Annotated in this window: 9 protein-coding genes and 1 pseudogene; 1 reads left to right on the forward strand and 9 read right to left on the reverse strand. The window is 69.0% G+C overall.

Annotation, left to right across the window (positions count from 1 at the left end; translation table 11 throughout):
- Positions 1–192 precede the first annotated feature (192 nt).
- From ACZ4N5_RS19560 to ACZ4N5_RS19600, 9 genes and pseudogenes are all read right to left on the reverse strand, one after another.
- On the reverse strand, positions 193–1,650 hold the full coding sequence (locus ACZ4N5_RS19560) for an MFS transporter (protein ID WP_467758313.1): 1,458 nt from the start codon (positions 1,648–1,650) through the stop codon (positions 193–195).
- A 235-nt stretch (positions 1,651–1,885) separates the two neighbouring features.
- Complete coding sequence (locus tag ACZ4N5_RS19565) at positions 1,886–3,022, reverse strand: alpha/beta fold hydrolase (protein WP_467758314.1); 1,137 nt, start codon at positions 3,020–3,022, stop codon at positions 1,886–1,888.
- Positions 3,023–3,231: 209 nt separating this feature from the next.
- Positions 3,232–3,804 (reverse strand): DUF6529 family protein, encoded by a 573-nt coding sequence (locus ACZ4N5_RS19570; RefSeq protein WP_467758315.1) that lies wholly within the window; start codon positions 3,802–3,804, stop codon positions 3,232–3,234.
- 37 nt (positions 3,805–3,841) lie between these two features.
- A complete protein-coding gene (locus ACZ4N5_RS19575; RefSeq protein WP_467758316.1) occupies positions 3,842–4,399 on the reverse strand; it encodes a COG4315 family predicted lipoprotein in 558 nt (185 codons plus the stop codon).
- A gap of 484 nt (positions 4,400–4,883) precedes the next feature.
- A complete protein-coding gene (locus ACZ4N5_RS19580) occupies positions 4,884–5,429 on the reverse strand; it encodes a hypothetical protein (protein ID WP_467758317.1) in 546 nt (181 codons plus the stop codon).
- Entirely contained in the window at positions 5,426–7,324 is a 1,899-nt protein-coding gene (locus ACZ4N5_RS19585; protein ID WP_467758537.1) for an amidase domain-containing protein, read from the reverse strand. The genes ACZ4N5_RS19580 and ACZ4N5_RS19585 overlap by 4 nt, the downstream gene beginning before the upstream one ends.
- 297 nt (positions 7,325–7,621) lie before the next feature.
- A pseudogene (locus ACZ4N5_RS19590) lies at positions 7,622–9,391 on the reverse strand (DNRLRE domain-containing protein); the annotation flags it as partial.
- Between the two features lie 830 nt (positions 9,392–10,221).
- The gene (locus tag ACZ4N5_RS19595) at positions 10,222–10,671 is read right to left on the reverse strand and encodes a spore-associated protein (RefSeq protein ID WP_467758318.1); all 450 of its coding nucleotides are present in this window, start codon (positions 10,669–10,671) and stop codon (positions 10,222–10,224) included.
- A 356-nt stretch (positions 10,672–11,027) separates the two neighbouring features.
- Positions 11,028–11,585 carry a hypothetical protein gene (locus ACZ4N5_RS19600; protein WP_467758319.1) on the reverse strand — a complete coding sequence of 186 codons (558 nt, stop codon included), beginning with the start codon at positions 11,583–11,585 and terminating at the stop codon, positions 11,028–11,030.
- A gap of 482 nt (positions 11,586–12,067) precedes the next feature.
- Between ACZ4N5_RS19600 and ACZ4N5_RS19605 the strand changes: the two genes are divergently transcribed.
- On the forward strand, positions 12,068–12,919 hold the full coding sequence (locus ACZ4N5_RS19605) for an alpha/beta fold hydrolase (protein ID WP_467758320.1): 852 nt from the start codon (positions 12,068–12,070) through the stop codon (positions 12,917–12,919).
- The last annotated feature ends 158 nt before the right edge of the window (positions 12,920–13,077 follow it).

Raw genomic sequence — 13,077 nt, forward strand, 5'->3', positions numbered from 1 at the left:
GTAGTTCGTGCCTCATCCACGCGCCACAAGGTGAGTCGGGCTTCCAGGGACTGCTGCGAGCCGCGCTCCCCGTCCTCGGGCCGGACGGTGGGCAATTGGCTCCTCATGCCGGGGCGTCCTTAGTGTGCCCCGCCACCAGGGGGGCGGACAGGACCGGCGTGGCCGTCATCGGCGCCGTTCAGTCCGGCAGGCTCACGGCACGCTGACCTGTGAGCCGGTGTGGACGCCCTCCGTGTCGTTTGCTGTGCCCGGGGCGTGTGCCGGGAGGTGTCGTACGGCTGGAACACAGAGCAGCGCGAGGGCGGCGGGGACCGCGAGGACTGTCATTGCGTAGAGGGTGGGTCGCACACCGAGGGAGTCGGAGACCGGGCCGGCCAGCGCAAGACCCAGGGGCATGAGTCCGGTCGACAGCAGGTAGTCGTATGAACTCACGCGGGACAGGGCGGCTTCGGGCACGTGTGTCTGCAGCGCGGTCTCCCACAGCACGAAGAAGAGGGAGACGCCGACACCGGTGACCGCTTCGAGGACCGCGATCACGGCGAGTGAGGTGCCGGATCCGATGATGATCGCCTGGCAGGAGCCCACGGCGAGCCCTGCGGCGGCGAGGGCCATGGGACGTGGGACCTTCAGCCGGTAGGCGCACACGTCTCCGACAACGGAGCCGATACCGAAACCTGCGGTCACCGTCGACCAACTTGCCGCACCGCCCCACTCCCGTTCGGCCAGGACAGGTCCCAGCACGAACACCGACGGCAGCACGACGACGTGATAGACCGCTATGGCGGCCATGCCCGACCACACCCACGTCCGGCTGCGCACCTGCACCCAACCGGCGCGCACTTCCTCCAGGAACGTTCCCCCGGCGGTGGGCTCCGCCGTCTCAGATGCCGTACTACGAGGTCTCAGCCCGGCCAGGAACGCGGCACTGACTGCGAAGGTCAATGCGTCCAGGGCCAGAGCGCCGCCGGGGCCGAGCAACGCGACCACGCCGCCGGCCAGGGCCGGACCGAGCACCAGCGCGGACGACTGGGTGAACCCCCGCAGGGCGTTCGCCTCCCGCAACCGGTCAGGCCCGACGAGCAGCGGCAACAGCCCCGTGGAAGCGGGCATGAAGAACGCGTCTGCCGTGCCGAACACCAGCATCAGCAGCACAAGATGCGAAATCCTGGCAGTACCGGTCACCAGCAGTACGGCAATGAGCCCCTGCCCAGCACACCGCACCACGTCAGAGACCAGCATGACGCGGTGCCGCCGGAAACGGTCCGCCCACACACCACCCACCAGGGCGAACAGCAGCATGGGAAACAGCCCGGAGGCCGCCACCAGCCCGACGTCGGAAGCGGACCCGCCGACCGACAGCACGGCAAAGGGGACGGCCACGAACGAAACACGGTCGCCCAGCACCGACAGCGACTGCCCGACGAACAGGCGGGTGAACTGCGGCTCATCACGCAGCACGCCGGGAATCAAGAACTTCACTTGGTGGCCGATCACGGGCAGGAGGACAGGATGCCGAGCAAGGATGCGAAGCGCCCGATGGTAATACGGCCCGTCCTTGCCAGGCACCTGAATTTCTCCAGGTCGCAGACTGTTCCAGGATTCCCCGCAAGGCGCAGGTGCGTGCGGACGATGAAGCGCTCCCGCGATCATCGGCGAGGACCTCTGCGATGACTTCTCCACCAGGCCGGTGCTGACGCCCTGAACCCGCGGAATCGGCGCTCTGAACCCGCGGAACGGGCTCAGAGCGCTTCAGTTGGCCACGGCCGCCCGTGTATGTGGAGTTGGAGCGCGACTGACCGCATGCCCGACCGTGATCTTGGCTCCTGGAGGAACTACAAGCTGCCGAAGGTAGACCCCGCGCACCCGGGCTGGTTTGCGGGGGTTGCTATGGCGCTGGGCTGATGTTGCCGGCCTCGTCCATTTCGAAGGTGCCATTGGTCTTGCCGTCGACCGCGGTCTGCATGAGCCAGTGTTTCGACAGGTTGTGCAGGTTCTTGTGCTGCTCTTCCCAAGGCATGGAGTGGCCGGCGCACTTCACCGTAACCAGGAGCTTGTGAGACCCGGTGATGGCGGCGTAGAGCGCGGGGACGTGGAAGTCGAGCGCTTTGTTGGAGCTGGGTGGTGTGGTGTTGGCCGTCTTGTCGTGCTCGCCGTGCACGATCAGCACGGGCACGTTTCCGCCGAGGACAGCTCCCTGCCCTGCAGTGGTGTTGTTCCAGCCCCACGTCACGAAGTTCCGGAATCTGCTGACGCCCGCAGGCTTTCCGGACGGCAGGATCGGTCCCCAGGTACGGCCGATCGGATCGTTGTCCATGAGGGCGCTCCACACGACGTCGACCATGTCGGCCTCGCGCTGATTCGCGCATTTCACCTCCGCGGTCCAGGCATTTTCGAAACCCGTGCGCGTGAGCACGTGAGTCGGGAAGCCGGGTGCCGGCAGGGTCGGCGGGTTCGAGGGGCCCAGCGGCGGGAAGATCGGCGCGAGTAGGAACAGGCTCTCCACCTTCCCCGGGTTCTTGATCGCGTACGGTCCCATGGCGAACGCGGCCGCCGACCAGCCGATGAAAGCCACCTTCGAGACGTTGCGCGTGCTCCGGATGTAGTCGACCACGGTGCTGAGCTCGTCCTGGTCGCTCTGGGAGTTGGTCAGTACGAAGGGATAGCTCGGGGTGCGCGGGCCCGACAGCGGGGGAGTGACGGCGGCCTGCTGGCCAGGATTGACGTTGCACGGGTCTTCCATCCGCGGACGCGGCGACTGACCCGAGCCCTGGAGGTCCATCATGAAGACGTCGTACCCAGCCTGGGCGAGGGCCTTGGCCCACCCGTACGAGGTGTGCTGGAGATCGTAGCCCGCCAGCACGGGAACACTCCTGCCATGCAGCATGAGGACGGCCTTGCGGTTCGCAGGGGGACCGGGGGCCGTGCCGTCATGCTCTCGCACGAAGAGTTCGACCTTCTGGCCCGCCGTTGCGGGGACGGTCGAGGTGTGAGGGACTGCGTGGTCGGTCGTGGTGATGGCCATGAAGGGGTCCCTTCTGTCGCCGAGGCGAGACGGTGGTCTCTGTACACCCCCACAGTCCGTGAGGCGCGCGCTCCATGCCACAGCAGGGCCGCCGTCTGACGCACCGGACGGACAGTGCGGCGCCGGCCTTCCGAGCACCGCGACCGGCGGCGTCCGGAGCTGGTCGACCGCCTGGGGTCACGTGGATCCGGACTTCAACCGCAACCTTCTTACAGTCCGGGAGCATCGAATCCGTTGAGGGCCCACAGCGCGCCGGTGTACCACAGCAGTCCGATGGCGCAGACGAGGACGCTGCCGGCGACCGGCAGCATCCAGCCCGGCAGGCGACGGCTGTGCACCACGAGCACCTTGGCGACGAATGCGCCGTACAGCGCGCAGCCGGCAATGGAGTGCAGGAGGACTCGCGTGCTCGTGGTCTCCACGCCGTAAGTGCGGACGCAGTGGTACGCGATGGGCAGAGACAGCAGGAAGGCGACCCACCCCAGCACTCGGTGTCCGGTACGCACGGGGCGAGGCGCGGCCGCGAGGCCGGGGAGGCGGTGGTACATCCACAAAGCCAGCAGGAGCTGGACGAGCGCGAGGCCGAACAGGGCGCTGCCCAGGCGGGCCTTGAGGTCGATCGCGTCGGTGCCGTGGGCGCCGAACAGTCCCATCGCGTACTGGGGGCTGTGATGACGCCCGATCACCCAGATCGCCACCGCCACGGCCACGGCGGCACTCAGCACCAGCGCAACCGCGCCCGCGGCGGAGCGCCGTCCGGGAGTACGGTGCTCTTCGGTCATCGTCGCGTCCGCTGTCCGGTCATGGACACGGTGCGGGTCAGCTCAGATCCACTTTTTGGCCGCTGACGTTGAGCACGTACCAGGCGGCGCCGAACTGGTTGAGGCCCTGGCCGTTGGTGTCACCCGGCTTGGTGTCTCCGGCGTACCCGTAGAGCGGATGCCCGTTATAGGTGACCTGCATCTTGCCGTCGGACCGCTTCGTCGTGCCCAGCAGTGCGGACTTGGCCGAGCCGCCCGCCGTCGGGTTACCGGACGTCAGCAGCGGCGGCCAGGCCGCGGCGCACGTACCGTCGCAGGTCGACTGCGTCGACTTGTCCGCCTCGAACAGGTACAGGGTGTTGCCCTTCGCGTCGACCAGGATCGTGCCGAGTTTGCCTGCCGTGGCGGTGTTGACCGCGGCCTGCGCGCCGGCCGAGGTGCTGCTCGCCGGTGCGGACGGGCTCTGGGCGTAGCCGGACGCGCTGCTCTTGGCCTCGTTCGACGGCGTGGCCGACGAGGACGACGAACCACCACCGCTGGAGCAGCCACTGGTGCCGACGGTGAGCACTGCAACGGCAGCGGTCCATGCAACAACAGTCAGGCGGGTGCGCCTCATCACAGCTCCACAGCATCGGTAGTGCCCAGGACGGCTGACCGGAGCACTGGATCCATGCTCCCCGCAACTCCCGGCCCTCCGTGCTCCACGGCGCCGCAGCACCTGGAGATTTCGCTCAGATGGACGCCCCGACCCGCCCGACCGCCCCTCTTTGCGGCGATCCTGCCGTTCGACGTCACCCGAAACCGAAAACCTCAGTGGGCGAACGGGCCGGGTCCGGGCCCGGCCCCGGTCGCGGAACCACGCAGCCGCCCCCGCCAGCACCGCCGCCCCCAGCCCGTACAGGGGCAGCCACAGAGTCGTCGTGGACGCCAGGCACTCGGCAACGGTCTTGCCGGCCTGGGCCTGCTGCGCGAACGCCAGGGCAACACCGTCACTGCCTGCCAGGTTCCCCAGCGCGGCCTTCACCCGGCCGGCGGTCCCGGACACGCCACGGCGCCCTGCGCGGTACGGATGCGAGGGCGCCGTGGCGGCACGGGGCAGGTCAGCGGGTGCGGGAGGATCCTGAGCCGCCCGGGGTTCGCGGTGCCCAGGTCGGCTCTGCCGTGGCCTCCTTCATGGACGGTTCGTCCATGAGGACGTGCCAGCCGTCGTCACCGGCGTTCCCGTCGAGGCGCACGCTGATCTCCTTCGTCTGCCCGGTGTCCTGGAAGTACAGGACGACGGTCTGACGCTCGGAGCCTTCGTCGTAGAAGTCGGCCGTGACCTTCCCGCCCGCTCCCTTTCCGAATGCCTTGATCCAGTTGTCGGCCGTGCTGCGCGCGGCGTCCTTGCCGCCGTCACCGGTGGCCAGTGCCGCGAGCCCGTCGGCGGAATCGTCCGCGATCCGCCAGACGAGCTGTTGCGTGACGCCGAGCGAGCCGGTGGAGGGGTAGCCGAGCACGTGCAGGGGTTCATGGCCGGCGTAGTCCTTGGCGTAGCGGGTGTCCGCCGTGTCGTCCGTGGACGAGCACCCGGTCAGCGCCGCGAACAGCACACCGGCTGCCAGCGCTCCGGTCATCGGGCCCCGCGCCGCGGTCCCTGCCCTCATTTGGCACTCCTGGGTCGGATGATCAGCACTCGTTGTATCGGGTTGCTGGTGCCGCGGTAACGCGCCAGCACGTCGTCGAGCGTGGTGTGGTTCTTGATGCCGTGCTGGGAGAGCCCCAGATGTCCCTGCACCTTGGAGGTCACCACCGCGGCGTGGTTGTAGCGCCGTTCCTTCTTCCATTTGAAGAAGACGATGTCGCCCAGCTGGGCGTTGTACGTCTTGGAGACGCGGGTCGCGGGACGGTGGCCGGAGAAGTGACGGCGCAGGTTGTCGGCGCCCGACCAGGTGTAGCTCTTGTTCTTGACCGAACCGAAGAGGTAGTACTGCTGCCACCACGCGCCGTCCGTCTTGCGGCCGCCCCACCGGAACTTCATGCCACCACCGTGGTACAGGGCCTTGGAGACGAAGTTGGTGCAGTCCTGGGAGTACTCCCAGCCGATGCCGGTGTGGTTGTAGGCCCAGTTGGCGGTGCCGTGGCCGTTGACCGACCTGGCGCTGAGGGCCTTGGGCCCGGGCGCGAGGCGGGTCTCGTCGGGGAAGCCGTTCTCACCCAGCTCGATCGAGCCGGGGTCGTCCGAGGTGTCGTCCGAGTCCTCCGCGGAGGTGGTCTCCACCTGGGACTGCGCGGCCGCTGTCGCGGACAGCGTCTGCCCGGCGTCGACGTCGTCGGCTTCGCTGTCCAGGACCGCGGTGTCCTCGGTCAGGGTGAAGGTGAACCGCTTGTCGGCGCTGCCCTTCGTCGGTTCGTCGCCGCCGTCGCCGTGCAGGGTCATCGACTCCGTCACGGTGGCCCGGACGACGACCTGGTCCGCCGTGGCCCCCTTGCCGACCAGGACGTCCGTCATCTGCGCCGACGCTCCCGCGTAGCTCTGGCCGTTGTCGGTGAGTGCCTGCCGGTTGTCGACGAGGTTCGGCTCCTGCGCGCCGAGCAGCCCGGCGAAGACCTGGCCGTGCGGTGCGTCGGCGACCGCGTCGGCCGCGGAGAGGCTGCCGCCCGTCAGGACCTTGCCGCGGGCGGCCAGATACTCCTGCACACCCTCGCGGTACTTCGCGGCCCCTCCCGGGACCGCCGCGCCCTGTGCCGGTGCCGAGCGTGTCACAGGTCCGCCGCCCACGACGTTGTTCACACGCACCGAGACGCGGTACGAGACCGAGTTGTCGAGCTTGTCGAACACGGCCCGCGGTGCGGTGGTCTCCTGCTCGGCCACGACGACGCCGTCGGCCTTTTCGACCTTCACGGCATAGCCGAGGTCACCGGCCGCACCCGGGTCCAGCGGCGGGTTCCATGTCGCCAGCAGGCCCGAGTCGCCGGGGACCGTCACCACGTCGGTGACCGCTCCGGGCGTCGTGGGGGGCAGGTACCGGATCGTCAGCCGCGGCCGCGTGTTCGCGTCGGACGCGGTGAGCGAGTGGTACACGGCGCCACTCGAGTCGGCCGGGACCGTCAGCGCGAAGCCCTGGTTCTCGCCTCGTTCGGTCCAGGACTGCACCAGTGGGCCGAAGTCCACCTCCGGCAGCGGCGTGCCGGAGGCGTAGTCGTCGGTTCCGGCCGCGTCGAGGAGTTCCCCGCCACTCTGGGATGGTGTCCAGGCGGACGACAGCTCGTACGCGCCCGGCTGCTGTGCGGCACAGTCGGCCGTGCAGTCGGAGCGGGTGAGCGACAGTGTGGCCGAGGTGACGCGGGCGCCCTTGGGCAGGCCGGAGAGGTCCGCCTTGAAACGGGTCGCCCACGAGTGCCCGCCGACCGGCCCGAGCCGCAGTTCCCCGTCGGGCGCAGTGGGGCAGGGCGTGGTGGTGCAATCGGTCGCGGCGGATATCTGGTCGAGGGCGTCGTCGGCGAGGGTGAGCGTTGTGCTGTCGGGCGGTGTGGGCAGCGGCTTCTCGCGCACCTTCATGGTCTGCTGGGCCGACCACGGCGAACAGCCCACGCTCGTGCAGGTGCGGGCGGTCCAGCGGTAGGCGGCGCCGTCGGCGAGCACCCGCTCGGGAAGCCGCAGGGCGGCTCGTCGGCCGCTGTCCGTCCACACCGGCGCGAGGTTCAGGCCGGGTACCGCGTTGCCGGCCGAGTCCTTCACCGCGAACTCGGCACTGACCCTGCCCTGCGCCGGATCCGTGACGACCGCGGAGATGATCGGCGTCAGGGTCTGCTCGGCCCCGGTCTGCAGATCCCGGGGCGTGTCCGGAAGCGCGGCGACACTGAAGGTGGTCCAGGCCGACCACTCCGTGTTGTAGTGCGTGCCGTCGTAGGGCGACGTGCGGAACCGGTAGGTCCTGCCGTGCCGCAGCATGCCGGCGGGGACGGCGACCTCGGCGGGGGTGCCGCTCGCCACGTACTTGGACACCAGTACGTCACCGACCTGGGTGTTGGTCGCGGCGTCGAAGATCTGGAAGGTGCCGTTGACCTGGTCGCCGTCCGGGTCGGTGAACGTGTCGCGCAGGGTCGGTTCGGTCGCGTCGACGCGCCAGGTTCCCGTCCGGTCCTGGGTGAACGGCGGGCCGGCCTGCTGTTGGGTGCCGGTGCGCGGCCGGTAGTTGTAGTTCACGGTGAGTCGGGGCGGATTGGCCGCGGCGTTCGCGGAGTTGACCCGCTTCCACTGGGCGACGACATCCTCGTCGGCGGCCCGCAGTCCCATGGTGCCGCGCGTGGCCTTGGCGGCGGCCCAGCTCTGCACCAGTGAGGTCGCATCCGCGTTGATCCACCCGTCGGGTGCCGAGGAGCAGGCGGAGTTGCCACGGGTCTCCGTGGAGGTGGCCGCCCGGGAGTTCCACGCGGGCTGGGACGTCCAGCGGGTGGTGGTCGAGGAGGCTCCGGTGGACCACACCTCCCACGGGGACGCCTTGCATTCGGTGTTGCCCGAGTGGAAGTTCCACAGGCTGAGCCTGGCACTGCTCACCAGGGCGTTCGCGATCGGCGCGGTGTTCCAGGTGAGGAACGAACGCGCCGTGCGCGGGGTGCCGTCGGAGTTCTTCGTCCCCGGGTTCCCCAGGTCCAGTTCGGTGTCGGTGGACAGGTCGCCGGTCTCGCCCTGCTGGACGTAGGTGTCCATGACGTTCGACAGCGCGGACGTGGAGGGGTCCACCGTCACCGGGTACTTGGTCTTCGGGTCGGCGAGGAACTTCGCGTCCGGTGTCACCACGAGGTCGACGGACGACCCGTCGCGGACGACCTTCATGACTGCCGGCACGGTGCGCGTGTGCTCACCGGAGACCTCGTCGACCGTGGCGTCCCACATCACCGGCGCCGGCATGACCGCCGTCTTCTCGCTGCGCCGGTCGGTCAGCAGCACACTGCCGTCGGATCGTTGGGTCACCGTGAGACCGCGGGCCTTCAGCGGCAGTGTGTAGCTGTAGGAGTCGCCCGCCGGTCGTCGTTTGATCTCCACGAACTGTTCGAAGCCGGTCCGGGTGGCCTCGACGACCACATCGGCGCCCGGCAGCGCGTTCTCGTACTCGGCCCGGTTGCCCTTGAGCGCGGGGGCCGGCAGATCACCCTTCCACTGAAGGGTGATCTGCCCGTCCCCCTCGCCCAGCGTCACCAGGTCGGAAGTGCGGGCCGAATGGGCCCGCACCGCCCGCGGGCCCGCTACGGACGCGCGCCGAACGGCGGCGCCCGTACTGCGCCCGGCCAGTCTCAGCCCCTGCGGGTGAGCCCTGGACTCGACCACCCCGTCGGCGCCCCGGGTCAGGTTCACGTCCACCGCGCGCCAGGCCCGCGCGTCCTGGTCGTAGAAACGGATGGGACCTGCGGACACCTCGGTGGTCAGCGAGCCGTCCTCGTTCACCCAGGTCGTGGAGGTCTCCGTGCGCTCGGAGAGCGCCTCGACCCTGTTCCCCGACCTCCGCGCGGCGGCGCGCGCGGCGGGGATGTCCACCGCCTGGGTCACCTCGGCAGCTGCAACCCCAGCTGCTCGTACGGGAGTTGCCGCCACCACGTCGGCACTCTGCAGCACCGTGATGGACAGGGCCACAACGACCCCACCCGCCAACCAGCGCGAGGGTCCCCCGGACCCCCGCCATCCGCGCCGCAGCACGGATTCACGCCTCGTCATGCTTCCTCGGACTCTGTCGAACACCGCGCGAACACGGCATGAGGTACTAATTTCCGCCCCTGAGGATGTTCGGCATGGCCACGACGTTCCTGGAATCGGGGGCAGGGTGCACCATTTGGGGGTGTGCCCTGTCACATCGGGCCGACGGTACGAATCGCCAACTGGCCGACCTGGCCCGAGGCTTCGGTGTCGACATCGTCGGCTGACCTCTCGCCGACACTCCGCGGCACAACGTTCTGCGCTCCTGACGGCGAGCGCTGCCCACGGACCCCGCGGCCGTCCCTTCATTGCCCATGGAAACGACACACCGACTTCCAGCGGCGCCTGGCCCGCCTGCGCGAGACCAACCAACGCCCGCCCCGGCCTCATTGACCGCCTCGACCGCAGCGATCTCCTGTAGGCCCGCCCGGTCCGGGCGACGTCGATGCCGACCTCGCAGACCGGGTCGGGCTTGATGGGCGTGACGTCCAGGGTCCTGCCGATTCCCATCCGGCGCAGAACGACCGGCCTGTCAGGGGATGTTGGCCCGGAGCCCGGGTCAGCAAGACCTGGGTCCTCCCTGTGGCGGGGGCTGGGGCATGGGCTCGCTCCGGCAGAGCTCGGTGAGTCCGCCGGAGCGAGTCGGGCCAGTGCGTTCCCGCGCGGTGATCGGTCGTGGGCGCCGGCCCGATGACCGTCGGCTCTCTGCACCCGGGTGAGGGGAGAGGGCGGCGCGGGAGCGTGTGGCAGGGAGGAGCGGCGGGTCAGCGGGTGAAGGTGACCCGGTGCTCCTTGAAGGCGGCGCAGTTGGAGCCGGTCACCTGGGTGTACACGTTGCTGATCTGGCCGCCCCAGTCGACGCAGTGGCCCTTGCCGTACACGTAGGCCGGTCCCGCGTACGAGGTGTACTGCCCGTAGTCCTGGGCGCCCTCGTCGGTGTCGGGGACGTAGATCCATGTGGACATGTCCACGGCGGTGCCCGGGTTCTTGCGGATGGTCGCGACGCAGTTCTCGCCGTTCGAGGAGTTGTACGTCAGGTAGACGGTGCCCAGGGAGCCGACGGGAGCGGAGTTCACGGTCTTGTAGGCGCTTCCGCAGACCTTCTGCGGGGTGGTGTTGGGTGCGGCCGAGGCCGGCGCCGCCAGAGCGGTCGTGACCCCCACCGCCAGGGCGGCGAAGGAGGCGGCCGTCAGAACGGAACGGTTTAATCTCATATTTCCCCCTTGTGATCTTTGGAGACGGTTGCTCCTGCCTTATGTGACCCGCGGGACATCGGAACGGTTGTGCATCGGCCGCAAAAGAAGTGCGGCCTGTACGGCCGCCGTACAGGGGCGGTCAACTGATCTGCTTTTCCACGGGCTACGGCAGACGTCCCCGCCCCTACACCTCCCTGCGTTGCTCCGCCTGCGGATGGATCGACAAGAACTCGGGCAAGAGAGGCCGAGTTCGTCTGCTCCTTCTGCGGCTTCACCTGCAACGCAGCAATCGACGTCGCGGCAGGACAGGGCCGGATTCCCCGCCCCCGACGATCGGCCGGGGCCGGAGGAGACGGTCGGTGCGTATGTTCAGGTCAGCAGCCGCTGTGCCTGGGGGTGAACTCCATGCGGGCGTGCCGGTTCGTGCCGATGGCCGCGGCGTAGGTCGTTTTGCTGACCTGGTACCAGACGTCGTCCTGCTTTGCGTCGCCGCGAACGTTGTCCAGGCTGACGCACCACCGCTCCGGCCGGACGACGCGCCTGTAGGTCTCCGTTCCGCTGCGGACCTGCTTGCAGGTCTTGGACTGCTCGGTGGAGTACCAGGTGCGGGTGCGCCGCTTGGTGCCCGAACCCGTGCTGGTCGTGTGTTTGACCCGCCTCGTGGTCGTGCTGCATTTCCTGGTCATGTGCGGCCGCGTGGCCCGGATGGTCTTGGCGGCGAGGTGGCGGACCTCGTCCCGGAGGCCGAAGACGGTCGCGTCCGTCGTGGTGGCTGTGTCCGGCTGGGGCTCCTTGGCACCGCCCCCGCTGCCCTGGCCGACGTTGACCGAGTGGTCCGTGCCCTCGTCGTGGACGTCACCCCCGCTGCTGCACGCGCCGAGCCCCGCTATCAGAACTGCCGTCACTGCGGCGGTCACAAGTCGCTTGAACATGTCTTCCTTTGCGATCAACGGCCCGCAGCGTAACGGATCACAGGCCGAAGCCGAACAAATGGCCGGACGGCGCCTGTACCCCAATGACTTCATGGGGGTACAGCTGTGGATCACGCCACGCCCCCAGGAGCCTCCCCGACGGCGGACTCAAGAACCTCCATGCCTCCGTTCTCGCCGCCGTCTCGCCCTGGTCCTTCAGGCCCGCGTCCATCAACTTCCGTGCGGCCGCGGCGAGCTCGTCGGCGAGGGCGGAAAAGTGCCTGCTATCGGTCTTGAGCAGGGCGCTTACATTCGGGCATATGCCCGGGGCTAAGGCGTGTCCCCTTGATCACTGGCTCGTTGTTCTGCGGACGGGCCGTCGGGCCCGGCCCCACTCTGCTTTCCAGTACGACGCCGGAGCCTGACGTTGCGGGACTCTCACCGCGCGCGTCGAGCCGGTGCCGTTGGCAGGCAGGGGGGATTCAGCTGCCGGAGAGGAAGTCATGAACGACAAGCGCGATCAGTTCGCGGATCTGACGACGGTGAGGATGTGCTTCCGCGACGAGGGGGACCCGGAAGGGGAGCCGCTGCTGCTGATCATGGGACTCAGCTCGCAGCTGATCCACTGGCCGCAGGAGATCGTCGACGCGCTCGGCGAGCGGGGCTACCGGGTGATCCGACCCGACAACCGTGACAGCGGTCTGACGGAATGGAAGACCACACCGAGCCAGTACTACCTGAGGGCGCTTGCGCGTGACACGGTCGAACTCCTCGACCATCTCGGCATCGAGCAGGCGCACGTCGTCGGCGCCTCGATGGGCGGGATGATCGCCCAGCTGCTCGCGATCGAGCACACGGATCGGGTGCTCAGCCTGTGCTCGATCATGAGCACGCCGCACATCAGCATCGGCATGGCCGACGGCAATGTGCTGGAGGAGCTGACCAAACCGCTGCCGCCCGGTCGAGAGGACGCGATCAAGCAGATCGCCGGCCTGTACGCGACCATCGGCTCGAAGACCCATGCGGACAGCGAGCGCGAGCGCCGCCTCGCGCTGGCGACGCAGGCATACGACCGCGCGCAGCACCCCGAGGGTGGAGCGCGCCAGGTGACCGCGGCCTTGATCGCGCCTGACCGCACGAAAAGCCTCAAGCAGTTGAGGCTCCCGGCGCTGGTGGTCCACGGTGGCGAAGATCCGCTGATCAAAATCGCCGGCGGCGAGGCCACCCACGCCGCGATCGCCGACTCCACCTACCTCCCGCTCGATGCAATGGGCCACGACCTGCCCGTGCCGTTCCACGACCAGATCGTCGCGAGCATCGCCAAGAACGCCGCGCGGGTGACAAGCCGCTTCTGATCCTCAAGCCTTGGCAGGACGCCGCCCCATGGGCTTCTTCCTCGCCACCAGGACGCGGTCCGGGCCGAGTTGCCGATTCGGCACTCGGCCCGGACCCGGCCTGTCGGGAGGCATCCGGCACCCGGTCGAAGGCCTGCTGCCCGGCATCCGCCGAGCCC

The sequence above is a fragment of the Streptomyces sp. NPDC026500 genome (assembly GCF_055567635.1).